The organism is Trichocoleus sp. DQ-A1 (genome assembly GCF_039961955.1).
GTDB lineage: Bacteria > Cyanobacteriota > Cyanobacteriia > Cyanobacteriales > FACHB-T130 > FACHB-T130.
The window spans coordinates 1-25,415 of sequence record NZ_JAMPKE010000017.1; the positions used below are offsets into that span (position 1 = coordinate 1).

19 protein-coding genes and 2 pseudogenes are annotated in these 25,415 nt (G+C 45.7%); 11 read left to right on the top strand and 10 right to left on the bottom strand.

The window, feature by feature from the left end; all coding sequences use genetic code 11:
- Nucleotides 1-115 precede the first annotated feature (115 nt).
- The 5 genes from NDI33_RS16755 to NDI33_RS16775 all read right to left on the bottom strand — a co-directional run bounded on the left by NDI33_RS16755 (nt 116) and on the right by NDI33_RS16775 (nt 7,777).
- A complete protein-coding gene (locus tag NDI33_RS16755) occupies nt 116-1,135 on the bottom strand; it encodes a TniQ family protein (protein ID WP_190678614.1) in 1,020 nt (339 codons plus the stop codon).
- Nucleotides 1,132-2,319 carry an ATP-binding protein gene (locus tag NDI33_RS16760; protein ID WP_190678616.1) on the bottom strand — a complete coding sequence of 396 codons (1,188 nt, stop codon included), beginning with the start codon at nt 2,317-2,319 and terminating at the stop codon, nt 1,132-1,134. The genes NDI33_RS16755 and NDI33_RS16760 overlap by 4 nt, the downstream gene beginning before the upstream one ends.
- On the bottom strand, nt 2,319-5,111 hold the full coding sequence (locus NDI33_RS16765; RefSeq protein ID WP_190678617.1) for a DDE-type integrase/transposase/recombinase: 2,793 nt from the start codon (nt 5,109-5,111) through the stop codon (nt 2,319-2,321). The genes NDI33_RS16760 and NDI33_RS16765 overlap by 1 nt, the downstream gene beginning before the upstream one ends.
- 665 nt (nt 5,112-5,776) lie before the next feature.
- Nucleotides 5,777-7,492 carry an NAD(P)H-quinone oxidoreductase subunit 4 gene (locus tag NDI33_RS16770; RefSeq protein ID WP_190678619.1) on the bottom strand — a complete coding sequence of 572 codons (1,716 nt, stop codon included), beginning with the start codon at nt 7,490-7,492 and terminating at the stop codon, nt 5,777-5,779.
- Nucleotides 7,493-7,642: 150 nt separating this feature from the next.
- Nucleotides 7,643-7,777 carry a hypothetical protein gene (locus NDI33_RS16775; RefSeq protein ID WP_277878945.1) on the bottom strand — a complete coding sequence of 45 codons (135 nt, stop codon included), beginning with the start codon at nt 7,775-7,777 and terminating at the stop codon, nt 7,643-7,645.
- Between the two features lie 18 nt (nt 7,778-7,795).
- On the opposite strand from NDI33_RS16775, the pseudogene NDI33_RS16780 reads away from it, so the two are divergent.
- From NDI33_RS16780 to NDI33_RS16790, 3 genes and pseudogenes are all read left to right on the top strand, one after another.
- Nucleotides 7,796-8,007: pseudogene (locus NDI33_RS16780) on the top strand (type II toxin-antitoxin system HicA family toxin).
- Nucleotides 8,007-8,241: pseudogene (locus tag NDI33_RS16785) on the top strand (type II toxin-antitoxin system HicB family antitoxin). The pseudogenes NDI33_RS16780 and NDI33_RS16785 overlap by 1 nt, the downstream one beginning before the upstream one ends.
- Before the next feature lie 153 nt (nt 8,242-8,394).
- On the top strand, nt 8,395-10,152 hold the full coding sequence (locus NDI33_RS16790) for a hypothetical protein (protein WP_190678622.1): 1,758 nt from the start codon (nt 8,395-8,397) through the stop codon (nt 10,150-10,152).
- A 527-nt stretch (nt 10,153-10,679) separates the two neighbouring features.
- Here NDI33_RS16790 and NDI33_RS16795 read toward each other — a convergent pair.
- Nucleotides 10,680-11,192 carry a DUF393 domain-containing protein gene (locus tag NDI33_RS16795; RefSeq protein WP_190678623.1) on the bottom strand — a complete coding sequence of 171 codons (513 nt, stop codon included), beginning with the start codon at nt 11,190-11,192 and terminating at the stop codon, nt 10,680-10,682.
- Nucleotides 11,193-11,267: 75 nt separating this feature from the next.
- Between NDI33_RS16795 and NDI33_RS16800 the strand changes: the two genes are divergently transcribed.
- The gene (locus tag NDI33_RS16800; RefSeq protein ID WP_190678625.1) at nt 11,268-12,146 is read left to right on the top strand and encodes a DUF72 domain-containing protein; all 879 of its coding nucleotides are present in this window, start codon (nt 11,268-11,270) and stop codon (nt 12,144-12,146) included.
- A 415-nt stretch (nt 12,147-12,561) separates the two neighbouring features.
- Here the strand turns inward: NDI33_RS16800 and NDI33_RS16805 are convergent, their stop codons facing one another.
- Nucleotides 12,562-12,849, bottom strand: coding sequence for a Ycf66 family protein (locus NDI33_RS16805; protein ID WP_190528656.1), 288 nt, complete (start codon nt 12,847-12,849; stop codon nt 12,562-12,564).
- 46 nt (nt 12,850-12,895) lie between these two features.
- Nucleotides 12,896-15,841: a glycerol-3-phosphate acyltransferase gene (locus tag NDI33_RS16810; protein ID WP_190678627.1), complete on the bottom strand. Its 2,946-nt coding sequence runs from the start codon at nt 15,839-15,841 to the stop codon at nt 12,896-12,898.
- Nucleotides 15,842-15,991: 150 nt separating this feature from the next.
- Between NDI33_RS16810 and cofG the strand changes: the two genes are divergently transcribed.
- Complete coding sequence (cofG, locus tag NDI33_RS16815) at nt 15,992-16,969, top strand: 7,8-didemethyl-8-hydroxy-5-deazariboflavin synthase subunit CofG (protein WP_190678629.1); 978 nt, start codon at nt 15,992-15,994, stop codon at nt 16,967-16,969.
- Between the two features lie 631 nt (nt 16,970-17,600).
- Here cofG and NDI33_RS16820 read toward each other — a convergent pair.
- Nucleotides 17,601-17,738: a hypothetical protein gene (locus NDI33_RS16820; protein WP_190678631.1), complete on the bottom strand. Its 138-nt coding sequence runs from the start codon at nt 17,736-17,738 to the stop codon at nt 17,601-17,603.
- Nucleotides 17,739-17,793: 55 nt separating this feature from the next.
- Between NDI33_RS16820 and NDI33_RS16825 the strand changes: the two genes are divergently transcribed.
- The 3 genes from NDI33_RS16825 to NDI33_RS16835 all read left to right on the top strand — a co-directional run bounded on the left by NDI33_RS16825 (nt 17,794) and on the right by NDI33_RS16835 (nt 21,190).
- Nucleotides 17,794-18,216, top strand: a complete 423-nt coding sequence (locus tag NDI33_RS16825) for a tetratricopeptide repeat protein (RefSeq protein WP_190434405.1) — start codon at nt 17,794-17,796, stop codon at nt 18,214-18,216.
- A gap of 125 nt (nt 18,217-18,341) precedes the next feature.
- Entirely contained in the window at nt 18,342-20,030 is a 1,689-nt protein-coding gene (hflX, locus tag NDI33_RS16830) for a GTPase HflX (protein ID WP_190678727.1), read from the top strand.
- A gap of 254 nt (nt 20,031-20,284) precedes the next feature.
- A complete protein-coding gene (locus NDI33_RS16835; protein ID WP_190678632.1) occupies nt 20,285-21,190 on the top strand; it encodes a cistern family PEP-CTERM protein in 906 nt (301 codons plus the stop codon).
- Between the two features lie 155 nt (nt 21,191-21,345).
- Here the strand turns inward: NDI33_RS16835 and surE are convergent, their stop codons facing one another.
- A complete protein-coding gene (surE, locus tag NDI33_RS16840; RefSeq protein ID WP_190678634.1) occupies nt 21,346-22,146 on the bottom strand; it encodes a 5'/3'-nucleotidase SurE in 801 nt (266 codons plus the stop codon).
- A 152-nt stretch (nt 22,147-22,298) separates the two neighbouring features.
- On the opposite strand from surE, the gene pheS reads away from it, so the two are divergent.
- The 3 genes from pheS (at nt 22,299) to NDI33_RS16855 (ending at nt 25,272) form a co-directional block, all read left to right on the top strand.
- Nucleotides 22,299-23,294, top strand: a complete 996-nt coding sequence (pheS, locus tag NDI33_RS16845; RefSeq protein ID WP_190415893.1) for a phenylalanine--tRNA ligase subunit alpha — start codon at nt 22,299-22,301, stop codon at nt 23,292-23,294.
- A gap of 378 nt (nt 23,295-23,672) precedes the next feature.
- Nucleotides 23,673-24,722, top strand: coding sequence for a molybdopterin-dependent oxidoreductase (locus tag NDI33_RS16850; RefSeq protein ID WP_190678636.1), 1,050 nt, complete (start codon nt 23,673-23,675; stop codon nt 24,720-24,722).
- A 67-nt stretch (nt 24,723-24,789) separates the two neighbouring features.
- On the top strand, nt 24,790-25,272 hold the full coding sequence (locus NDI33_RS16855) for a hypothetical protein (RefSeq protein WP_190415806.1): 483 nt from the start codon (nt 24,790-24,792) through the stop codon (nt 25,270-25,272).
- The last annotated feature ends 143 nt before the right edge of the window (nt 25,273-25,415 follow it).

Here is a 25,415-nt window from a genome sequence, read left to right on the forward strand (position 1 = left end):
AATCATCGACGTGGCAAAACAAAGCTTCTAAACTAAGCATGGGCGGGTAGATACTTGAGAACTCAGCACTTTCAGCGTATCTGCTCCGCCCTTTTTTATCCCGAACTCACGTTATTTAGCTGAGGCAATAATTAATTTTAAAATTACTAAATAAAATAGTACTTAATGAATTAAAGTCTTCTAAAAATAATTGAGGTATTGATATCTTAGCTTGATAACAAACTGGAATCACTAAGTCACTTAAATGAAAAGGCTTATCATAATGTTGTGTTAACGCTATCTTCAGTTGATCCATAAGCTTGCCCAATCTAATAAACTGAGTCAAGTCTTGATTAACAACTCTTTCAAAACAAAAGGAAATAAGCTGTAACTTCCTGGTCAAAGCTTCAAGAGAAGGCTGATAGCCCAATTTAGGAGCAACTGCAATCAATTCCCCTATACTCGTTATCTTGTACTGAGTCCATTCCAGTTCATCAGTTGTTAACACTGGACTCTCCTCTCCTCCGCTGCCTAGCCAACCCTTGCACCGAGAACAGAAGCCTAGCTGAAAGGAATTAGCAATCACAGGTAAGCGAGAGCCACAGTGAGGACATTTATCAACTAAAGTACAGCGGTGATTCAGACAAGTATTAACCTGTCGAAATGACCACAATAGAGGTTCATAAATCACCTTCTTTTCTTGTCGCCATTGCTCATTACACTGAGGACACCAAGCTCGGTATTGACGAAATAGCTCTCGTTCATTAATCACTCCTTTCCAAGTTAAAAGACTTAAAAACTTTAGGTCTTTACGCTGAGTCAACTCTTTTAAAGCCTGGACAAGAGATTGCGTCTTTTCCCTCATGCCATTGATGGCTGGCTTGGCATCGCTGTTACTGAAAAGGGCACTAATATTCTTCTTAATTAGAGCCACTTCATAATCTTGCTCCATCATTTGTGGAGCGATTTCTCCCATAACTAACTTCTGAAATGTAACGCAATGCTCTTGAGCTAATCTACAAAGATAACTGCTTAGGCTTTCTGTATAGAGTGTTCCTACGCCGATAGGTTCTAAGTGATAAAGACGGCTACGCGGTGGAATAGGGGGTTTTCGCAAATCCCAGATTTCAAGCGAAGTGCATTCATCAACGCTCATAATGATTCACTGGCTACTGGATCTCGCTTGGGATTGCGTTGCCCTACTCGCCTCCTCTGAGGCTGTGACTTGCCACCGTTGTTCTGTAGCTGATCGTCTTGACCTGAGCCAGTCTGTTCCTTCTGGGCTTGTTGTTTCTTCGAGTTTAGAAGTTTGTGCAATTGGCGTTGACTCTCTTTACTATCGGTCAACTTTTCTTCACCCTCGATCGCATCTTTTGCCATTTGTATGCACTCAGAGATTAACTTCGCTGTTTGTTCGAGATGACTAAAGGTGAGAGTCGTTGCGCCTTCTTCAAGAGCTAGGTCAAGTGCTTGTAACAGCCAGTTTTTGAGTGTACCAATACAGCCAATGCTGCGTTCGTATAAATACTCCCAGTGTTTTTCAACTAAAGGAGGTGTTTCTGGCAGTGGCATCCGGCACAGCAAATGTTTTAGAACACGTTTAAACTCCTTGATGTCCTCATCGTCCTCTAGGCGGTAACGAGGCAAGTGAATAATCCGAGTCCGTCGGCTTAATTGGGGACTCAGTTCGAGGAAGTCAATAAGTTGATAAGTCCCAAATCCAGTCCAGGGAATTTTGGTAGTATTCACCGCTGACTTAATGCAGTCCATGTGAGCTTCCAAAACCTTTTGGCTAGCCATCTTACCAATGTCCTGAAATTCATCCACCGCTAGAGTGTAAGGTCTACGGTGAGACAAAGCTTGCTCCATCGCTAAACGCAAGCTATCTTCAGTTGCCCTTGACTTAACAATGAGTTTCCCCCCGCTATCACGGTGGATACCGTCTTCGCTATAGCTAATTTTCTCCTTAATTAGTGGTTCATCGATAGCAATCAGGGTACGTTTATAGAAGTCTTTCCACCTGAAAGTATCCTTACCTGGTGCGACTGCCTCGACGCAGACAATCGGAATCCAACCAGGGTTGAGTTCCATCTGTGGCAAGCTTTCCTCAATAATTTTTTTCTCCACCAAGCGCAGTAATGTGGTTTTGCCTACACCGGATGGACCCATAACCAGAATTATCGAAGCTCCTGCTGGTTCTTGAATAGCACGCAAAACTTGGTGATATGCTAATTTCAGATTCCCGTGCATTACGGTTTTATCAGGAGCCTTGAAGTAATCTAAACGCTTTTGTGCTGATTGAGTGAGTAATTCTGGTGGAAATCCCTGCTCAGTTGCCATCACCATTCCTCTAGAGGTTGAAAATCGTCAAAATCATCATCATCATCTTCCACTGGAAGATAGTCTGCGGGCAGAGGTAAATTTTCACTGTCATTGCTGAAGGATTCTTCAAGATGGTTCAAAGAAGAATCAGGACTTTGTTCTACAGAATCACCGTCAATCAGTGCATGTACCTGCTTGACTTCCAAATCCCGCCGGCGCTGCGCTAGTACAGCTTTTTTTGCCTCCCTGCCAGGTGGTGATAGAGCAATCTCCTCCTTCTCTACAGAGGCAAAGAACTGAGCAAGTTTCTTACCAGTGATTTTACTAAATTTCCGATTTTGAATCTGATTAAGCTTTTTCAACTCGGTGGTAGCAATCATCAACTCTCGTACTGAGTGACCTTTGAGTTCTTCGATGTAGCCTGAAGAACACTTCACCCACTCCTTGTTGACGTAGGCATAAGCCACAGTGATATCGAACGGATCGTATTTCACCTCTACATCTGTGTCCCGAACCTTTATCCCACTGAAGGATTTGTGCCAGTAGTAGAGGTGGTTAATTTTTACCCCTTGCCGCGTAACTTTTCTTTTGCCTTCTCGGTCTGTTGGTGAGGGGAGCGATAGTAGCCGAAACTCGTCTGGAGAAATGAGCAAATGGTCTCGACTACCTCCTCTGGCTAGGCCAGCATTGAAGGCATCTCTAGGACTCTGCCTTAAGGCAGGATGAGGTGAGGCTTCATACACTTCATAAACATATTCACAGAGGTATTCGTATACCTTACCCAGCGTCCAGACTGCCTGATTTTTCGGATTGACGCCTTTGGTGACCTGCCGAACATTTCGCATAATCTGGGTGTTGCCCTTGAGATTGTGCCAAAACTCCTGGTTGGCAACCCCAAAGAAGCGTTCAATGACTGAACCAAAACGTCCCTTAGCTGATGGTCTTTGTTTCTTAGTGCATCGGTAGTAAGCGAGGAGGGTTTCAAAGTCGCTGCTGTTAAACTCTGCACCGTTATCCACTACGATGATTTGGGGAAGGCGACCAAAGCGTTGAACGCAAATTCTCAAAACCATCATGCAGGAGCGGTAGCTAGGTGGATCAAAAGTCAGGTAAGCAGCAAGTATTCGTCTTGAGTAAGCGTCTACCAAGAAGCTCACCCAAGGACGACCTAGATTGCCGTTATCAGCCAAGGACTCTAAGTTGCCGCTAATAGTCGCCATAATTGAGCTGACTAACTCAGTATCTGCTTCTGTGTGGTCGATGTGACAGATTTCAAACGGACGTTCACCGTGGGGAGGCGTTTCTTCTCTGTCTAAGCGCCAGTAGAACGGTTCCTCTTGATAAGCGGCTCGATGTCCCTGGCGCTTTAGAGTTTGCTGATAAGCAGGACGCCCGTGAACGGTTTTACGAAACAATTCGTAGCTTGGGTGCTTAATTCCTTGTTGGATGCATTCTTCTTTAAAAGACCAGTAAATTCGGCTGATTGACTGCTGTTTGAGGGTTTCATACTTGTCCTCAATAAACGCCTCCATCAGGGTTCGGGCTTCTTCACTGATTTTTGGCTGATAATTTCCCTTCTGTTGATGGTTCGGGAGGAGTCCGATGAAACCTCGCTGGTAAATCTTTTCGGCCTCTCGGTAGCTCGCAATCCAACGACGTTCGGTGCTATTAGGTTTGGTCAATGAGTTGCGATTGAGGAAGGGTTCAATCGTTTTATAGCGACGATTGGCTTCTTCGCGGTCTCTCTTACTGGCTTTACGGAGTATTTCCTCAACTTCAGCATTAAGGCTTGATTCGGTTTGGGCTAGAAGACCCGTGATTTGTCCTTTCTCAACTAAACCCTCAAACACCTTGTTGGGTAGTTGGATAAACTCGCCATTGTCTTTCAATAGTCCAATCAATGTGTTCCCCGTATTCACAATCTGCCAGTTTTCACCATCCCAGGATATTGATGTTCCGGCACTAACTTTAACGGCGCAAACTTGGCTTACAGACGTTGGGGGAGCAATCTTTGTCACTTGAGCATAAGTGAAAGCTTCTTCTTGGTCGAGAAAAACTTGCACCTGCTCCGGCTGCCTCAAGGGAACTGCACTGAGGTCAACGTACACTCGATCAGTAGCAATCAGGATATTGAGGTCATCGATCTTAGCTTGCTCAACACGATTGAGTAAGTCGGTTAGGACAATTCCCGGCTCGGCTTCTACAACTGAAAGGACGGCACGAGACACCTCCTCATCGACTTGTGGCAACTTGGCTTGAAAGTAATCCTCCAGCCAAACAAAGTTTCTCTGGAATATCCAATCAATTTCAGCAGATGAGCGAAAACAGTAGTACAAACCCAGTGGGTGTGCGTACTCTTCACCTGGAGGGCATTGCCACTTACCATGCTCTCCAAGCTGGTAACGATTCGGACTCTCCTGTGCTTTTTTGAGTAACTCCTCTTGTGTCTTACATTCTTCCCAGCCTGCGGTGTTTTTCCGAATGACGAAAAAATCTGGTGTGTGTAAGTGGCGATTGCGTCGTCCTGACTTACTCAAGTAATTAAGTTCAATGGGGGGAGGCTGGTCGTAGTACTCCAGCACATCTTGGTCATGCTCTAGTTTATAGATATGCGCTAGCTCGTTACGGTGTGACTCGAACTGAATCGTTTTCCTCATCTTGCGGCTGGGATAGCGTCCTGAAACGTTCTTTCTACCTCCGCCAACAAGCCGCGATGGTTCGGATGAGCGAATTACTTCTATCTTCTTTCTCGCTAGTTCCGATAGGTCAAGGCTGCGACACCAGTTTTTGAACTCATCTTCAGTGAGCATCTACCAACCCCCTCTTACTCCCGAGCTAACGGTTTGTTTCTCTCTTAACTTGGTTTGAAACTGATGAGGATTTTACGAGTGCTACACAGGTGGTCAATTAAGCGGTTAAGTGATTCCTTGAATATAGGCAAAAACTTCCATAATTTAAAATAAGTTTCCTCTAGTTAAAACGCTTTTTATTGAGAAATATTACAGATTTCTTTACGAATGAAGATAGCTATGCTCAGTTGAAGATTAGCTAGGTAGCTCCTCAGCCGCTGATCAGAGTGAGGTGAGACGAAAGCTAATTACCTATGGTTTTTGTAGGGGAGACGATTGCGACTCTGTGCCAACTTATGCCTAGGATTGCTACTTTTGGTCAACTTATGGTTGTGAGATGAAGAGCGGAGTATGATCTCCTGAACAAAAGAATGCTTATTACAGCGACTTGTGTGGACAACTTATGGTTGTAATACTGGACAACTTATGGTTGTAGTGACACTGTCGATTGCCACATTATTTGACACTAATAACAAATTAGTGTCACTTTTAACGAACTACAGAGGTAAAGGCGATCGCATTTGAGCCGACAAGCGCAGCCAAAAAAACACCTTGGTAGCTGATAACCCTCTCGGTTAGGCAAAACGCCCCTACAATCAGCTACCAAAGGATTATTCACGCGGCTCTTACCTTGGATAACGCTCCACAATTCCCAAAACGGGAGTTACTTCCGACTCTGCAACCTTCGGAACTAAAAAGCCTCCCGCATAAATCTGGGGATTCATGGCTGCAATTTGGGTATAAGATTGGCGAACCTGAGCATTCACTGCAACAGTTTTGACATCATACATTTGCATACCCATATTTGGGTATACGCCAAGACCGATAATCAGCACCAGAAAGCAAGCAGCAATAAACACTTCACGCGGTCTGGCATCGATAAATGCTGCATCGATAGGCAAGCTACAGTTTGTACCAAAGCAAACCGGCTCCTGATTTCCCTGGTTCTGCAAATCTGCATCCATAATGTCGCAGGTAGGTGCAATGTCGCAGGTAGGTACTTCACCAGAATTGTAAAACACCTGTCGCAGCATCGATAGCAGATAAATCGGCGTCAGGATGACACCCACAGCGGCTAGAAAGACGGTCACGGTGCGGAAAGTTGAGCTGTAGATATCGCTCGTTGTCACACCGACGAAAACCGACAGTTCGCTAGCAAAGCCGCTCATTCCCGGTAGAGCCACTGATGCCATCACACCCATTGTAAACAGGGCAAACACAGTGGGCATTGCCTGAGCAATCCCGCCCATTTCTTTCATCGACATCGTGTGAGTGCGATCGTAAGTTACTCCAGCTAAAAAGAATAGTAATGATGCAATTAAACCGTGAGAAATCATTTGCAGCATTGCGCCGTTGATTCCCAAGTCGGTGAAGGACGCAATCCCCAATAGGACAAATCCCATGTGAGAAACCGACGAATACGCGAGGCGACGCTTCATATTCGTCTGGGCAAAGGAGTTAAACGCACCGTAGATAATATTGACAACGCCCAGAATCGCTAAAACAGGTGCAAAGTAAACGTGTGCATCAGGCAGAAGTCCTAAATTGAGGCGAATCAACCCGTATCCGCCCATCTTTAGCAATACACCTGCGAGTACCATTGATACGGGAGAAGATGCCTCGCCGTGTGCATCCGGTAGCCAGGTGTGCAGGGGGAAAACAGCTAACTTGACACCAAAGGCAACAAGCAATCCTGCATAAAGCAGCAGTTCTAAAGCCAGCGGGTAATCTTTTAAGCCGAGTTCGACCATATCGAAGGTCAGATTGTCGCCGTAGAATGCCATTGCCAAACCAGCAACCAGAATAAAGATGGAAGCGGCGGCGGTATATAGTAAGAACTTCATCGCGGCGTACTGACGCTTCTGCCCACCCCAAATCGAGACGAGTAGGTAGACGGGAATTAGTTCGACTTCCCACATAATGAACAGCAGCAGCACGTCTTGGGCGACGAATACCCCTACCTGTGCGGAATACAGCACCAGCATCAGGAAATAGAAGAGGTGGGGTTTGAGATTGACTTGCCACGCCGCAAACATGGAGAGTGTTGTCACTAATCCTGCCAGAAGCACCAGCGGGGCTGAAACTCCATCGATGGAAACTGCCCAGTTCAAGCCTAAATGAGGCACCCAGGAATATTTCTCTACAAGCTGAAAAGTCGCGCTGCTTGGATCGTAATGCTTCCAAAAGACGTAGCACATCAATATAAAGTCTGCGATCCCCACGCCGAGTGCATACCAGCGCACTCGCGTGCCGTCTTTATCCGGCAGAAAAGGGATCAGCAGTGCAGCAACGAGTGGGAACAGGACAATCGCGCTAAGCCAAGGAAATTGATCCTCAATCATGGCAGTAGGAAAAAATACTTATTTCTGTATGTGATTATCTTATTAAACTTTGTAAACACTTAGTCATAAATCTTTCTTGCAGATCACTATAGACGGATCTCTAGGTACAGGCTGAGCGACTTGTGCGTATGGTATAGGGTGGCAGCAGATTCAACGCGATCGCTCTTTTCTCGTCAGGTCTAACTCGGAAGAGGCGATCGCCTTCGCCCCATTTTCAACCCACAGATTGTTGCTTTCGTCAAGGGTATTGGCGCGATCGCATTTTGGCAGGATAACAGGGCGCAATGGTGCTAGAGGGTCAGCATGAAAGTTAGGGAAGTGATTAAGCTAATAGAAGAAGATGGTTGGTATTTGGCAAGAAATAGGGGCAGTCATCGTCAGTTCAAGCATCAACCAAGTCCGGTTTAGTCACAATTGCAGGGAAACCCTCCGACGATTTAGTGCCTGGCACTTTAAACAGCATAATGACGCAAGCTCAACTCAACGAAGAGAAGGAAACAGGAGAAGAAGAGTAATGCGCTATGCAATTGTGATTGAAAAGCTAGAGAGCAACTATACAGCTTATGTTCCAGATTTGTCTGGATGCGTGGCGACAGGTGCAACCCTTTAAGAGATTGAACAGCAGATAAAAGAAGCGATAAGCCTACGGCATGGCTTTGCTAACCGCTTTTCACTTGGATAGTTTGCGAGAAGAGGGTTTACCTATTCGCGAACCAACGACTCTATGTAAATATGTTGAAGCTTGCTAAAGGTGCGATCGCGATCCGTGAACAGTTCATAAACCTATTCATCAACGCTTGCAAGAGAAGCTCAGAGATTTTGGCAGCGAATGAGAAGTTTAGTATCTCAAAAAATGTGGATTGGCTAAAATTTGAGTGTGGATTAAGGTTAAAGGCATAGAAATGACTGATAAATCTTCACAGATTCAGATAAAGGAAACCCCAAAAATCTGTGCGATTGACCTCGATAGGGAAATCATCGATGCTCTAGGAAATAGAGGTTTACATTGTTTCCCTGGTCGATTAGGTTCCCAGGTTAAAGTTCCAAATTCTAGTATCCATGCAGTACATCAATGCATTCCAGATTGTCTATTCCCTCCTAATCTTCACGAGTATGACATTGTGCTTGTAGATATGCAACAGGGAGATACAATTGAATATAATCTTTCAAATCATCAGCCCTCATCACTTAAGGGAAGCAACCAAATTGTTTTAGTAAGCCGCTATCCTGAAACAATTTTTGATCCACGCCCTTTTTCGGCGAATTTTCTTGGGAAACAGCTACAGAGTATCTATAAAAAAGAATCGTTAATTATTGTATTTTCTTCTCCCAGAGAAGTAATTGAATATCATTGCGCCTCAATAACTCGTTATGGATATCAGGAACGAGAATCCTTTGAGCATAATTTATATGACTTGCTTCCTGGTTTAAATGGAGTTTACAATAAAATAGGTCAAAATATAAGTATTGCACCTGGGGCAGGAAGAAATATTGGAAATTTACTTCAGAAATATAGTAAAAATTTTATTTATGAAGTCATATTTAATCATCCCACCAAATGGCTTAATAACAAAAGTATTAAAAGGGATGATTTCATTCCTTTACTGTTGAATTTAGATGGCGAAATAGTGTCATTTATTAATTTTTTACACAGCCCATCAATTACATTAGTATTTCCTCAATTGATCTGCAATAAGAAAGGATTTTTACTTGAGCTAATTGATGATGTTTTGCCGGAAATGCTTCCTGTAATATTTCCTTATTCAGAACAATTTTCCTGGTTAAAATCAAATGATTATTTCCTTCCCAACCAAGTTACTCTTTCGAGAAAGAAGGAAAAATTAGAGGCTGATTATATTAAAGCTTTAGCCGGGATAGATAAAGAAATTCATAATAATCAAGCCAAATATAAATTTTTACATAACTTGTTAACTGAAACTGGTGATGCCTTAGTTAAAGCAGTTGAATACTTTCTCAACTGGCTTGGTTTTTCAAATGTTGTCAATATGGATGAGACTGCTCCAGACATTAAAGAGGAAGATATCCAAGTTTCTCTAGAGAAGGGCTTGCTTATTGTTGAGGTTAAAGGCATTGGTGGTACTTCTAAAGATAGTGAGTGTTCACAAATAAGCAAGATTAAATACAGAAGGTCGAAGGAGCGAGGAAGTTTCGATGTTTCTGCTCTCTATCTGGTGAATCATCAAAGATATTTACCACCCAAAGATAGAAGAAATCCTCCTTTTACCAAACACCAGATCGCTGATGCTCAATCTGATGAAAGAGCTTTGTTGACTACATATGAGCTGTTTAAGCTTTACTTTGCTATTGAAGAAGGTTTTGTAACACCGGAGGATGCAAGAAGAGCTTTATTGCAATATGGACTTGTAACGTTTAGCCCATCAAACGCTTTTTTAATTGGTTCTCCTCTCGAAATTCATCACAAAGGGAAAATTGCTATAATCAAAATTGATAAGGTTTCTCTATGTAAAGGCACAAAGGTTATCGTTTGTAACGATGGAATATACTCTAGAGCGGAAATACTGGAAATCCAAATAGATGGTAAGACCGTTGAGAGTGTTTCCAGTGGTGAAATAGGTGTGAAGTTTGATTGTAGTATCTTAAAAACATCTGAACTGTGGTTACAACAAAGCAACCATTAAGTTACACTTAATACTCCCACAATGCCGAACCCTAAACCTTGTCGTACATTTGGGAAACTTCGGCAACAACCTCAACTGATGCTTGTCACACCGTGCGATTGACTTAACGTGTCACTCCATCCGATGACAGGACGACTGGGCATAAGAAGAAGCGATCGCTTATTCATTTCCACCCAACTTTTCCAGTTAACAAAAGTATTGATGTTAGGATTTAGCCCAAATTTTCAAAAAAGGTATTTCAGAATAAATGGCCTTGCTACCTGATAGAGCAGAGCCAGGATAAACGGGATAACGATTGGGAGAGCCACGATTAGTCCCCATTTGCCAAATCGAAGCTCTTGATTCTCGGATTTTAGGAGTGCAATCACTGCTGCGACTCCCATGAGTATCCAAATACAACCAAAGATAATGAAGAGAGTATATGCTGAGTCTTGCATTTTTTTCCCTACTAGCGAAAGTAGTCTAGTTTTAGGTTAGCTTGACCTCCTTGTGCAGTTAACTTCCTTTAGTTGGGTTATTCTGATTAACTAAGGTTGATTATTGTCATTTAGCCGACAGCGCCCCTGTGTCTCGCACTCGATGCGCTTCTGGCGATCGCTAACAATCGTGGCTAAATTGGGTCGTCCAGTGAGTGCAAGACGCCAATCAGCCCAAATTTCATACAGCATATCCGCAATAGAACCGATAATCGGCAATTTAGTCACCGCATAGATCCACCCCATCCCCAAGATTTCATAGACGCGGCGGAAGACTTCCACATTCTTGACGACTGTGCCATCAGGAAGCACGGCATGAATTCGCCCCATCGACGTTTCAAAGTCAACACCGCCATGCGCTTCTGGGGTATAGCGATCGCCTGCGATGTCCACAAACGCCACCAAACCTCGACCCGCATCCCGTCTCCTCAAAAAATTGACTTCTCGCACGCACAAGGGACATTCACCGTCATACAGCAACTCTATTTGCCATGATGGGGAAGAAGACTGAGGTGAAGTAGAGGCTTCAAGCGATTCGGGGAACGGAGTCTTAGAAGAGGACATAGGTGGTTCTCATTTAACGGATTCCTCACATGAGGAGAACAAGCACACCTTAATATTGTAAAGAAACTTAAAGATATGAGCTTTCTTCTGGGATGTGCAGTTTGGGGTTATAAAGGCTGGATAGGCGACCTTTTTCCGCCTGGAAGCCGTTCTAAAGATTTTCTGCGCTTATACAGTCAGCGTTTCACTGCCGTTGAAGGCAATACGACTTTCTATGCTGTACCCGACGCCGATACTGTAGCGCGTTGGGCACAAGAAACACCAGCAGGTTTTAAATTCTGCCTAAAGTTGCCTCGGACTGTGACGCACAATGGCTTGCTACAACCGTCGATTCCAGGGGCATTAAAGTTTTTAGAACAGATGCAAGGTTTAGGCGTTGGTGCAGCATCTCCTGAGGAGAGTCGCCTTGGCCCCATTTTTGCCCAATTACCGCCTAACTATCCCCCGGCATATTTGGATGACTTAACCGCTTTTTTGGAAGCATGGCCTCGCAATGAAGCGCCTTTAGCGCTGGAAGTTCGTCATTCCGACTGGTTCAAAGAACCTCACAGTAGCCATCTGACGGCGCTTTTGCAGCAGTTGGGTGTGGGACGGGTACTGCTGGATACTCGCCCTGTTTACACGGCATCGGCAAAGCCTCAAGAGTATCCAGAATCGCGAAAACCCAACGTGCCTGTTCAACCGATTGTCACGGCTTCCTTTAGCTTAATCCGGTTTATCAGCCATCCAGAGCAGTCGGTGAATCAGCCTTTTATGGAAGAGTGGGTGAGTTTGCTGGATGGATGGTTGCGTCAGGGAACAAAAATCTACTTTTTCATGCATTGTCCTTTAGAAGAGCGATCGCCTGGAAATGCCCGTCACTTTCAGCAGTTGCTAGAACAACATAACGCATCCGTTCCACCCCTTCCCTGGAATGGGATTGAAGTGCCGCCTACCCAGTTAAGTCTGTTTTGAAAGAATTATATCTACCGATTCCTCGGTCTAACGATTGGTACTTGTTTAGGAGGAACAATGGTTACATCTGTCGAACGAACCCTAGAAGCAGTGACCTTCTGGTAAAATAACCCTGCTGATTGCGGAGTCGGAAATGGGCCAACTTGGATGCCATCGACTCGATTATTCGTGTCTCTCCAGTAACAAGAGCGAACTTGGATACTTGGGTATTCTCTAGTTATTCGTTGCAGAACAGTTCGATTAGAGTTTTTAACCCTAACTAACCATTTTCCGGCAAAAGAAGGACAGTTTGTTGCATTTGCTTGAGCGCTAGCAAAGCGGTGTTGGTCTAAGCACAATGTTTGGATGCCAGAAAACGAAAAACCCAGGACGATGGCTAGAGTGAATTTGGCGCGATTGTTCATAAAAGATGAATTTACCCTCTAGAAGTTAAAGAACGGCGGAATATATCTTTGGCAATCAAATACATACTGGAAACGGTTAGTAGAATTTGACCAAACTGTAAAATTGGATCGAGTCGCCATCCCTGAAAAAACAGAATCAATCCGCACAGTAAATAAACTGAAGCTAGAACACTATCTTGAATTAGATTTTCAACTCGAAAAGGTCTGCGAAGCAATAACCCTAAAGATATAAGTAATAGGCCAAACAGTATTAGTACAATCCCAAGAATGCTGGCTGAGTTGATACCGAAGTTAACCATACTGAATTTTTCAACAATAAATTTTCACGACTATTGTTCTTATAACTCACAAAATTTCCACCGTTCCCTGCTGACCATCAATTCGTACTCGCTGACCATCTTGTAATAACTGAGTGGCATTGTGGATGTCCATCACCGCTGGGATGCTATACTCGCGGGCAACAATCGCACCGTGAGAAAGACGCCCTCCCACTTCTGCAATTAACCCACCCACGCGAGACAGCAGCGCCGCCCAACCAGAATCCGTGTAAGGCACGACTAAAATAGTGTCGCGGTCAATATCTGGAATTGCTTGCAGACTGCGGAGAACTTTTACTTTCCCTTCTACTTGCCCTGGACTGGCACCAATGCCTTGCAATCGCTTTTGACTGACTTGCCGGTTGGCGGTGTTGAAATATGTAGAAGGTGGCGCATTACCGTAGACTAAAGGCGACGCACTCGCCATCTGACTATCTTGTTCCAGTTGCGATCGCCTTTGTTTCACCAACTGCGGTAGTCGGTCGATTAATTGTTGGTTGGATTGTTGAATGATTTGCCTGATTTCATGAAATTCTAAGAAGAAAATATCTCCTGACTGAGATAGTAAACCTGACTTCAACCAGAGTTTTTCTAACGCTACAAAATTCCAACGCACTTCTGCCAATAAGCGACTATAGATATCTGTAACCTTGCCCTTCAAATCGAGCCGTCGTTGCACCAACTCAACTTTCCGTCCCTGATTTTCTTTGTGTTCTCTGCGTCTGGAGTGTTCTATTTCCCCGAAAAACTGCGTTAGCAATTCCCGAACCGCATGCGGATCTTCCTTCCAAGTGGGAACCGCAATATCTGTTGCTACATCGCTCAAGTATCCATAACGGTCAAGCCATTGATTAAACTGTTCTAAAATACTTTGTCCATCTGGCATTTCAGCCAGCAGGGTAAAGAAAGAGGATGAATTTTCAGGTGATAATAGCGAGTGAGGAAGTAAATTACGAGCATCCAGTGCGATATCTTCGAGCGATCGCAAGGAAGCCACTTCCGGAGTTTGGCTGTTATCTAATTGTGAATCCTTGGCTTTCAACAGCGCTTGTCGCAACGCAAAACTCAAGGGAGCGAGAATACTGTAGTACGTCGCCCGTTTCAGCACTTCTAGCAAAGTATCTATCCGTTCCAGCAGCGCCGCAGGTTGACTGGTAGAGACAAGAGCGATCGCGTCTGACTTTTGAGTGGAAGCATCCAGTCCCGCATCTAAATAAGCAGAGCGCCGTTCCAAAATAGGGGTAAATAAACGCCGATCATCCCGCGCAAAATCCTTTTCTAAACTCAATTCGCGCCCCAATAATCGCAGTAACCCCGGCACATTTCGCAGCGTAGAAGCCAGAGGGGGTTTTGAGAACTTAGCACCTCTAGTTAAAAACTCCAAACTTTCCGGCGGTAAACCCATACGACGGAAAATTTGTCCCAACAAGGTTGCATTAAAGTAGGCGCGAGAGGCGTGTAGCGTCGCCGTTTCATTAAAATCTAACCCAACAGCTTCTTTGCCCAAAACTAAAGTAAAAATCTCTCCCCAAACACCGCAAGTCAGAGGACGATTAATCGACCACGTCAGCGGACGAATTAACCCCGGAATCACCTCAGCGGCAATCTTGCGCGTCCAGATAGGTTGCAGAGTAGTAATTGTCCGCGATTGCAACAACCACAGGGTTTGCCCATCGTAACTCCATTCAACATCTTGGGGAATGCCGTGATACTGACTTTCCAATTGCCGCGCTAAGTAAGCGACTTGCTGAATCAACGCCGGAGGGACATCGCCGCTACCTTCCACGGGTAAAGACGCGACATCCTGCGCCTGGAGATCGTCCACAAACACGCGATATTGCTCTGGCGTCACTTGCCCAGATACAATCCGCACCGCGTCTCCTGGCAATGCCTCAATCACGACTGCATTACCTTGTTGGGCAATCGGATCTCGGCTAAAAGCAACGCCAGAAAAGACACCCCGGACTTGTGTTTGAATCAACACCGACATCGAAGCTTCTGGGAGATTGCGATCGCGCCGATAAGTTTTTGCCGCCGGGTTATCGTAAGAAGCAAGAACGCGAGTAATCGCTTCCTCCAACGCTTCTGCACTTGTAACATTCAAAATCGTTGCGTATTGTCCCGCCGCCGAAGACTGTTCCGAATCTTCCCCAACCGCAGAAGAACGCACCGCGAGGGGTTGTTGTTCGGAAACTTGGAGAAACTCAATCATCACCCCTGGATCGTCCCCAGGCGTCAGCACCCAGCCCATCGGCACCGGATAACCCCAGCGTTTGAGCTGAGATAGCGTTGCGGCTTTTTGTCCGACCTTGCTGACTTCTAGCGCTTGATCGAGAGAAACAATCGCTTTATCACCTCGGAAAAAACGAAACACAGCTTTATTCCCAGTTTGAGCTTGTTCGGATGGAAGGTCTAAATCATCGGGGATTTTCTGATAAATCCAGGCGATGATCCCACTAAGAGCGATCGCGGCGACAACTTGCGCTGTTGAGTGATTGGGCAATAGCGCCATGAATACGGGCAACAAAATTAAAACCAAAATGCGCCCTTGCTTCCTCTCCCGCACCAGTGTAAAACTAACTCCCCCAATTACAAATACTAAGACTGCCACCAACGGAGCATGAACGACCATACCCCAAACAACATTGGTGGTGCCAGCACCCCGACCCATCCAATAACGCCCCAGCACCAGCGCAATCAGCGCGATTAACTCCCATTCGGGGTTCGTCGGAAAGAAACTCCGCGCCAATAAAACGGCAGCAATCCCCTTAGAAGCTTCCGACAGCACCGCCAAAATACCCGCAAGGCGTCCCCCGTGGTAGAAAGCAGCAGAGACGGACACATTGCCCGTGCCAAGTCTTGCCAGTCGCCGCCCAGTCAGGGCGCGAACAATCCAAGCAATGAGAGGCAATCCGCCCAAGAGAGGACAGACAATAAAAATGAGGAGAGCGCCCCAAACTTGAGTCAGAGTCATGGCTGGGAGTAGCAGTACCAACACATGAATTGTAGTAATGTTTCTCAACGCAAAGAGCAACAGAAGTTCGCAAAGTTGTCGAAATGCCCATTTATGGCGTCTTTCCTTTGCGCTTACCTTTGCGTACCGTTGCGCTAAAAATCTAAATTTATGTCATCTTCCCGCATTGTCACCTACAGCCCCGCTTACACAGTTGTCCCCACCTACGAGTGTTTTAATCGCTGTAGTTACTGCAACTTTCGCACCGATCCCGGTAAAAGTCCTTGGCTTACCCTATCAGATGCCCAGAGAGTCTTGCGATCGCTCACCTCTCAAAACGTCTGCGAAATCCTCATCCTCAGCGGTGAAGTGCATCCCCATTCCTCACGCCGTCAGGGATGGTTCCAGCGGATTTATGACCTTTGCGAACTAGCGCTATCAATGGGATTTCTCCCCCACACTAATGCAGGGCCATTAAGTTTTGAGGAAATGCAAAAGCTGAAGGAGGTTAATGTTTCGATGGGGCTAATGTTAGAACAGCTAACACCGCAGCTCTTGCAAACCGTTCACAAACACGCTCCGAGTAAAATCCCAGAATTACGTTTGCAACAGTTAGAGTGGGCAGGAGAATTGCGGATTCCCTTTACAACCGGATTACTCTTAGGAATTGGAGAAACCGAGCAAGATTGGTGGGAAACACTCGAAGCGATCGCGCTTCTCCATCAACGCTACAATCACATTCAAGAAGTCATCCTCCAACCTCACAGCCCCGGCACTCAACAAACCTTCGACGCCCCACCTTTTGACCCCCATCAATTACCAGAAGTCATTGCCAAAGCCCGTCAAATCCTCCCCCCAGACATTACTATCCAAATTCCCCCCAATTTAGTTACAGATTCGAGTTGGTTACTCGCTTGCGTAGAAGCCGGTGCCAGAGATTTAGGCGGAATTGGCCCAAAAGACGAAGTAAATCCCGATTATCCTCATCCTCAATATCATCAATTAAAAGAAATTTTAGAACCTGCGGGTTGGGAATTAGTACCGCGATTGCCAGTTTATCCTCAGTATGATGATTGGTTATCAGATAAGTTGCAAAGTGCCGTCAATCAATGGCGGAGTGCTACGTTATTAGAAGAGAGCATTAAATAGAAGTGATCGCGTCCTCACTCACCCTAAAGCGCGATCGCGCACTCTATCCATGCATGGATAACATCCAAAATTTATCTTTAGATAATTATTTTACATCGTTAAACAATGGTAATTCTAAAAAATATATAATCTAATGCAGTATTTAGTCGGCTTACTAGTTTTTTCAAGTATCACTTACTTTTTAATCGTAGATACAACTATTTTTTATAATGATCTAAAAATAAATAGTAACCGAAATCAATTACTAGTAGATTTTGGGAGGCTTTTGATTTTAGCAGCAATGGCAGGAATTGGATATAAGGTTGCTTCAGAAACTTTTCAACAACCGAATGATTCGATAATCTTTCTAACCAGAGGCATAATCATAGCTTTTTTAATACGTTTAGTTCGTTCAATTAGCTAGCTCTTTGGCTCCATCAGTAGATTGAATAACAAAATTAATGGTTGAATTAGCCAGTAAATATAGCACTTATCGCTTGAGTCAAGTACACTCAGGCCTAACCCCCAACCGACTTCCCGGAATCGGGAAGAAGGCTAAATTTCAAAGCCTCTCTCCTTGTAGGAGAGAGGTCATGCAGCGTAGCTCAGTTGCTTAGAAAGCATATAAAGTGCCATCAAAAGTTTTGATTTTCTAAGTTGGGCTAATGGCAAACGAGTCACTGGTGAAAGGTAGATAAGTGTAATGTGCAACGCAAAACGCTGTGCGTCGCATTCCCGCTCGCCGCAAAGTGCGATCGCTCTCATTCATCCCCTCGACAACTAGGCGCATTTTTGTACAATAGATTCACTCATTCAGAAGCTAGGTTTCTAGAGTAAAAATACCTATGCGTAGATTAGGGCGCTACGAGCAAGCGATCGCGAGTATCGATCAAGCACTGGGAGTTGACTCCAGCGACCACAAAATCTGGTACAACCGAGGCGAAGCGCTAGCAAACTTAGGTCGCTATCAAGAAGCACTGGTCTGCTTCGAGCGAACTGTAGAACTTGCACCATCAGACCACGCTGCTTGGGTATTTCGAGGCGTTGTGCTAATTCACTTAAACCGCTATGAAGAAGCCCTCTCTAGCTGCGACAAGGCGCTAGAAATTGCACCAGAAGATAAAGAAGCTTGGACGTTCCGAGGTGCAGCATTGCATGGGTTGGGACGGTATAAAGAAACTTACGCGAGCTACGACAAAGCTTTGGGAAACCCAAAAACACCACGATGGCGAAAACTCATTCAGAAATGGGTAATGGGTCATCGGTAATGGGTCATTGTTCATTCGTAATTGCCGCTTTCCAGAGTCCCTTTGCCCGCTCCTTTTCATCAGGGATGAAGTCGGTAAAATAGAGTTATCGAATTCAGGAGCCAGTTTACTGGCATAAAACCCCTATCGAGACTATCTACGGCAATCTTCAAGGTCTTAAGTCCAGCCATCTGAAGCAGCTACAGCGACTGTATCATCAACGGCTACCGGGCGATTGTCTGACTACGCCAGAATTTGCCCAGAGGCTGGCAGCAATCAGCACCGAAATTAACCAGCCAATGTGCGCTTACATCAATCGCCGGGGACAGGTGATTCGGGTAGGAGTGGGAACCCCCAGGCAAACGCAGATTCCCCCTCTAGAATTGCCTCGCTACGGTGCAGAACGACTTAGCGGCATTCGCTGCATCGCCACCCAGTTGAAACCAGAAGCACCCAATGAAGCTGCCTTAACTGCAATGGCAATGCAACGTCTGGATGCGCTAGTGGTGATATCCCTCACTGGGACAGGTTTTGAGCGTCGTGGCGGCGGAGCTACAGGTTATATTAAAGAAACTTATATTGCTCACCTAGTTCCTCACCCCGAAACTCCCTGGAGTTTGTCGCCGCCGATGAGCCTAGATGTGCTGGCGAACCAGGACTTTCTGGAACTGGTCGATGGACTAGAAGCCGAGTTCCAACGGGAATTTGTTGCTCGGCAAGTAGACATCGACCACGACCGGGTGCTGCTGGTTGGGTTGATGACGGGTGACAGGACACCCCAGCAGTTCCAAGACGGATTGCAAGAATTAGCGCGGTTAGTGGATACGGCTGGCGGACAAGTATTGGAGACAATACAGCAGAAGCGCCCGCGTCCCCATCCTCAGACAGTCGTGGGTGAAGGAAAAGTACAAGAAATTGCCCTCACTGCCCAGACTCTCGGAGTGAACCTAATCGTATTTGACCGCGACCTTTCACCCGCTCAGGTTCGCAACTTGGAAGTCCAAACGGGCATTCGAGTGGTAGACCGCACTGAGGTGATTTTGGATATCTTTGCCCAACGCGCCCAATCTGGTGCTGGTAAGTTGCAGGTAGAACTGGCTCAGCTGGAATATATGCTGCCCCGCCTGACAGGTCGAGGTCAAGCGATGTCCCGACTAGGCGGCGGTATCGGCACTAGAGGGCCTGGTGAAACAAAATTGGAAACCGAACGCCGTGCGATCGCGCGCCGCATTGCCCGACTGCAACAGGAAGTGAACCAGCTGCAAGCACACCGTTCGCGGCTGCGACTTTCGCGGCAACATCAGGAAGTTCCTTCTCTGGCTTTAGTTGGCTATACGAATGCTGGGAAGTCAACCCTATTGAATGTACTGACAAATGCCGAAGTTTACACGGCTGACCAACTATTTGCGACTCTCGACCCCACCACGCGACGCTTAACGATTCCTGACGCTGTGACGGCTGAACCTCAGCAGATTGTGCTGACAGATACGGTGGGATTTATTCACGAGTTGCCGCCTTCTTTGGTAGATGCCTTTCGCGCCACTTTAGAAGAAGTGACGGAAGCTGACGCGCTGCTTCATGTCGTGGATTTATCTCATCCGGCGTGGCAAAGTCAGATTCGTTCTGTGATGACTATCTTGTCGGAAATGCCTATAACACCCGGCCCAGTGCTGGTTGTGTTTAATAAAATCGACGAAGTTGATGGCGATACGTTGGTTCTGGCACAGGAAGAATTTCCGCAAGCGGTGTTTATTTCAGCGAGTCAGCGCCTCGGCTTAGAAACCTTGCGCCAGCGCATGAGTCAACTGGTTCAGTATGCAGTTGCACAGGAGTAGATCACTTAAAAATAACTTCTCCGAAAAGTGAAAACTTACGTAATTCTCCGTTAGCTCTGTTTTCTAGCGGAGAATTACATATTCTCTTTTTGAAGTTTTGATAAAGCAAGCCCCTATATTCTTAAAGAGTCAGTAAAAACCACTACCGTACTCTAGACACTATCTACCGAAATCACTTACACATATATTTACACACCATAAAAATGTCTACGGCTAGTTAGATAAATCAGGCAAAAATACAGGAAGTCAATATAATGGCAAAAATCCTCTCAAAACTAAATATCGGATTACCTGTTTTATCTGCTGTTGGTAGCCGTTCTGTTTCGATTTTCGCTTCGGTTGTAGTTGCCGCAGGAATTGCCACCGCATCTTCTACCTTCTCTCCTGCCAGCGCCTTCACAATCACTACAAAGACAGGAGCCGATAGTACAGCGGGGAATCCAGCCGGTCAACAACTGTACGATGTTGGTATTACTAAAAATGACATTGGTAATTCCTTTTTAGTTGACTGGTTCCTCGCCAGCGGTACTAAAAACACGGATGGTAAAAGCACTCCGGTAGATTTAAGCGCTACAGGTATCTTTAAGGTGCTTGACTTCACGCAAAATCTGCTATCTTTGGAAGTCAAAATTACTAATACAACATCTGCTAATTTTCAGGCAGCGATACTCAGTACTGGGTTTAGCGTAACTCCTGATGCGACTTCTGTGTCATTGATTAAACCAGGAAGCATTTTTGACAATGCTGAGGTTCAAAAGGCTGAGGTTCAAACTGTTAAGCCCAATAAATCTGGTAAGTCTGGTAAGCCGCCTGATAATTCTAGTAATCAGCAGTTTCCTGGGGGCTTTAAAGACATTGATGTTTGCATCTACGCAGCAAATGGTTGCAATGGTGGCGATGTTAAAGATGGTCTGCAATCAGGCGGTAAGTCTGATACGATTAAGGTCAACATTACCGGAAATTTCGGCGTAAATTACGCTGCTACTTTAGATTCTTTTCCCATCAAGTTTCAAACTCAGAATGGAAGTTACGAGCTAGCTGGCAAGCCCAAGCCCAAGCCACCAAAACCAGTGCCTGAGCCTGGTACAGCAGTGGCTTTAGCATTAGTTGCTGCTAGTGCTGCTAGAGCGTTAAAGCGAAAAAATGTAGTGCAGCCATAATTCGCTTTTTGTTGAAGAATGAGGATTTCTTAATCTTCATATATACACTCGGAACCTCACCCCTAACCCCTCTCCGTTCGCGGAGAGGGGAATATTGAACCCATTTGCGTGAACGGAGAGGAGCCGGGAAGGGATTAAACCGTGCTAGAGAATTGCTATAAATGGAAATTTAACTCCCACTCTTGCAAGCTATTTATCCCAGCGGCATAGGTCAGGTTGTATTGCAAAGGTGTCACGGTGATGTAATTTTTGCGAATCGCCTGAACATCTGTTTCTATGTGACTTGGTAACAGAGGATTTTCTGGTTGTTCTACCTCTTCTATAGCCTCACCTGCTAACCAATAATAAGTTTTGCCACGAGGATCTACTCGCTTTTGAAAGATATCAAAATAGCGACGAATTCCTTGGCGAGTCAGAGCAACACCAGCAATCTCTTCCCACTTCACAGGCGGCACATTGACGTTGAGTAACATTGCCTCTGGTAGCGGTTGCTTCGATAAGTGAGAAAGCAGAATTGTGGCAAACCGGGCAGCGGGTTGAAATTCCCTTAAAGTGTAACTGGTCAGGCTAAAAGCAATGCTGGGAATTCCTTCAATTACGCCTTCCATTGCTGCTGAAACTGTACCAGAGTAAAGAATGTCGGTGCCGAGATTGGAGCCGTGGTTAATACCAGAAAGGACAAAGTCCGGGGGGGCATCGAGCAAAGCACCCAGTGCCAGTTTCACGCAGTCGGAGGGGGTTCCCGAACAAGACCAAGCTTTAACTGTGGGATGAAAAATCGAGTCAACGACTTCGGCGCGAATGGGGTCGTGGAGGGTAAGACCGTGACCAGTGGCGGACCGTTCTCGGTCGGGACAAACTACGGTGACATCGTGACCGGCTTCTGCAAGAGCATTAGCGAGGGAGCGGATGCCCAGAGCGAAGATGCCATCATCGTTGCTGATTAGCAATTTCATCAATTCAATCAAGGGGGTGTATCAAGGAGTTCACTCTATTGTGGATGAATTTGCATCGCAGCCTGTAGCAGCTTGTAGCAGATGGATGAGTCAAAATCGCGCTAAACTCAAGCTTACTGCCACTAGAAATGACCCTCTCTAAAATGACCACGATGCTCAACGAGCTTGAGGCTCAATTAGCCGCGCTCAAACAGGAAGCAACTCAAGCGATCGCTGCCGCCGATACCCTGGAACGCCTAGAGGAACTCAGAGTTGGCTATCTGGGCAAGAAAGGGCAGCTCTCGAAGGTACTAGGGGGTTTAGGCAAATTAGACGCAAGCGATCGCCCCCGCATTGGCGCTTTAGCAAACGAAGTTAAAGAAGCGCTACAACAAGACTTGGATCGCAAGCGGACAAACTTACAGGAAGCACAGATCCAAGCAAAGCTGGAGTCAGAAACCCTGGATGTCACGATGCCGGGAGTTTATCGTCCCCTCGGTCGCAAGCACCCCCTCAACAGCACGATCGACCGGGTTGTAGATATCTTCGTCGGACTCGGCTACACGGTCGCCAACGGCCCGGAAATGGAGACAGACTACTACAACTTCGAGGCGCTGAACACTCCCGCCGACCACCCCGCCCGCGATATGCAGGATACTTTCTACCTGCCGGATGGTAATCTGCTGCGGACTCATACTTCTTCGGTGCAGATTCGCTACATGGAAGAAAATGAGCCGCCGATTCGGATTGTTGCACCCGGACGCTGTTACCGTCGGGATACCGTCGATGCGACCCATTCGGCAGTCTTCCATCAGATCGAAATTTTGGCAGTAGATGAAGGACTGACTTTCACTGACCTCAAGGGCACGATTAAAGTGTTTTTGGAGGAGATGTTCGGCGCAGAGTTGCCAATTCGCTTCCGGACGAGTTATTTCCCCTTCACTGAGCCTTCTGCGGAAGTGGATGTGCAGTGGCAAGGGAGATGGCTAGAAGTGATGGGCTGCGGGATGGTCGATCCCAATGTTCTCAAGAAAGTAGGTTACGACCCAGAAGTTTATACTGGCTTTGCTGCTGGCTTTGGTGCTGAGCGCTTTGCGATGGTACTGCATCAAATTGATGATGTGCGCCGGATGTACAGCAGCGATTTGCGCTTTTTGCGGCAGTTTTAAGTAGAGGGAACCTCACTCTCAACCCTTCTCCGCAGGCGGAGAGGGGGCTATTTCCTTGGGTGATATGGGGTGCTATTTTTTCGCCTCCCTAAAGAGCAGGTAGGGGTTGGAGGTGATGCTTCCGGTCATACCGCATCCTAAGGTTCAATACTCCCTCCCATCAATATTCTCCCCTCTCCGTGGAGGTCGAGGGGCTGGGGTGAGGTTCCGAGTGTATATATTTCACTAAGAGTGAGAACCCCCGGATAAGTTTTAGATATTTTCCCGACCTAGTATTTTCCCGGATGAAGGGATCTAACTGTGTTAAAAAGAATTAAGTCGCTGCACTTGTAAGAGCGATCGCTAATCAGCCAAATATCGAAAGAAGTATTCTTTTAAATGCGGTTGAATCCAAACCTAGGGAAAAATTTGGCTTTAGTGCCGCTAGCGATCGCGAGTATCTTTTGTGGAGCTTGTACAGATCAGCTAACAGACAAGCAACTGGAAACATGGCGAACGGAAGCGATCGCTCTCAATGCCCAGAAGGTAAAAGCCAATTCCCAAGAGCCACAGGAAACTGAATGGAATCTAGAGATTGGGGGGCAAATTGCTCAGAGGGAATCTGTGCAATTGAATTGGCAACAGCTACAAGCATTGGCAACCGAGCGTGTAAAAACCACAGATCCGAATTTTGTACTCAACCCAAAAGAGATTTTTGACTTTCACGGTATTCGTGTCTCTAGCCTCTTAAAACAGTTAGCGATCGCCTCCGATGTCAGGGATGTTACCTTTGTCTGCTTTGATGGCTACCAAGTGACAATTGCCGTCAAGGATTTGCTTGCCTACCCGATTACATTAGCGATCGCCAGAAATGGCAAACCAATTCCTCGCGCTCAAGGCGGCCCAATTTATTTAATATTTCCGTATAGACGATACCCAGAATTGAAACAGAAGTATAACGAATTATCTTGGGCATTTTACGTTAGCCACATGATAATTGGTACTGAACCCGTAAGATTACGTGTAGGAAAGCGCGAACTAGATTTAGCGACTCTTGACAAACTGCCCCAAGTCACAATTTCGGACAATGTTGGGTATAGAATGGGCTGGCCTACTGGCAAAGTCAAACTTCACGGAGTGCGCGTGCGCGATGTTTTAGCCTTCGCGGGTGTTCAGTTGCCCGTTAATGGCGAAATTGTGGTTCAAGGGAAGGCACCCATTTCCCGTGACCCCTCTAATCCAGTCCGCTTGGCAGCCGCCGACCTGCGCGACTGCGACATTTTGCTGGCAACTAGATCGGGCGATAACCAAGAATCTATCCCCGCAAAAATGGGTGGCCCATTGACACTCGCTTTTGGTTCTAAGTGTCAAAATAGGGAAGAGAAATCTTTCTCTTTGAGCAAACAGAGATGGGTGACATTCGTGGTTGAAATTTTGTCCAATTTTTGATAGAAATTAATACACAACTATCACAACCAAATTTCCAGAAGATATCAACTGTTTTTAAGGATTTTATATGAGCAAACCATTAGATGAAACTCTTTCAACAGAACTGTCTAAACGCATTAAAAGCAAAGCGAAAACTCCTTTTGATAATGCCTATAAAGCAGCCTTGTTAACTGAAGGGTGTATGTATGTTCAAGGTTTTTTAGTTTGGGATGACCAGCCATACAAACCAATTGAGCATGGTTGGCTGGAGCTGGATAATTGTATTGTCGATCCAACTCTGCCACATTTCAATAAAAATCCTCAAGAACTCTACTACTTTCCGGCACAACGTTTAACCATAAAAAAACTGATTGCAGCGGTAGAAGAAGCTCAGGAAGATTATCCAGAAGATGACGCACTACCTGTTTATGATGCTTTACCGCATGAGTATTACGGCAATGTGATGATGGGTGGGAAAAACTATTCGGAGGCATATAACGAGGCTCAAGCTAAGTGCAAAGAGTTGAATAAACCCAAAAAGAAGACTAACTTAGAGAGCGAACCTACTTGAGTCTAGAAAGAATAACTTATTAACAGTCATCAGACACCAAGAATATCAGTGTCTCAAACTGACCTACCAATTTTAAAACTTAAACCGGATGCTAGATGACGCTAGTGGGATGTAATAAAAATGAGAATCACGAGCGCTGAAGC

Coding starts and splice junctions, on each gene's coding strand:
- NDI33_RS16835 (WP_190678632.1), top strand. CDS start 20,285: ATGGCAAAAATCCTCTCAAAACTAAATATCGGATTACCTGTTTTATCT.
- NDI33_RS16855 (WP_190415806.1), top strand. CDS start 24,790: ATGAGCAAACCATTAGATGAAACTCTTTCAACAGAACTGTCTAAACGC.
- pheS (WP_190415893.1), top strand. CDS start 22,299: ATGCTCAACGAGCTTGAGGCTCAATTAGCCGCGCTCAAACAGGAAGCA.
- NDI33_RS16760 (WP_190678616.1), bottom strand. CDS start 2,319: ATGGCAACTGAGCAGGGATTTCCACCAGAATTACTCACTCAATCAGCA.
- NDI33_RS16825 (WP_190434405.1), top strand. CDS start 17,794: ATGCGTAGATTAGGGCGCTACGAGCAAGCGATCGCGAGTATCGATCAA.
- NDI33_RS16805 (WP_190528656.1), bottom strand. CDS start 12,849: ATGGTTAACTTCGGTATCAACTCAGCCAGCATTCTTGGGATTGTACTA.
- NDI33_RS16765 (WP_190678617.1), bottom strand. CDS start 5,111: ATGCTCACTGAAGATGAGTTCAAAAACTGGTGTCGCAGCCTTGACCTA.
- NDI33_RS16770 (WP_190678619.1), bottom strand. CDS start 7,492: ATGATTGAGGATCAATTTCCTTGGCTTAGCGCGATTGTCCTGTTCCCA.
- NDI33_RS16755 (WP_190678614.1), bottom strand. CDS start 1,135: ATGAGCGTTGATGAATGCACTTCGCTTGAAATCTGGGATTTGCGAAAA.
- NDI33_RS16810 (WP_190678627.1), bottom strand. CDS start 15,841: ATGACTCTGACTCAAGTTTGGGGCGCTCTCCTCATTTTTATTGTCTGT.
- NDI33_RS16820 (WP_190678631.1), bottom strand. CDS start 17,738: ATGCGCCTAGTTGTCGAGGGGATGAATGAGAGCGATCGCACTTTGCGG.
- surE (WP_190678634.1), bottom strand. CDS start 22,146: ATGAAATTGCTAATCAGCAACGATGATGGCATCTTCGCTCTGGGCATC.
- NDI33_RS16850 (WP_190678636.1), top strand. CDS start 23,673: ATGCGGTTGAATCCAAACCTAGGGAAAAATTTGGCTTTAGTGCCGCTA.
- NDI33_RS16795 (WP_190678623.1), bottom strand. CDS start 11,192: ATGTCCTCTTCTAAGACTCCGTTCCCCGAATCGCTTGAAGCCTCTACT.
- NDI33_RS16790 (WP_190678622.1), top strand. CDS start 8,395: ATGACTGATAAATCTTCACAGATTCAGATAAAGGAAACCCCAAAAATC.
- NDI33_RS16800 (WP_190678625.1), top strand. CDS start 11,268: ATGAGCTTTCTTCTGGGATGTGCAGTTTGGGGTTATAAAGGCTGGATA.
- cofG (WP_190678629.1), top strand. CDS start 15,992: ATGTCATCTTCCCGCATTGTCACCTACAGCCCCGCTTACACAGTTGTC.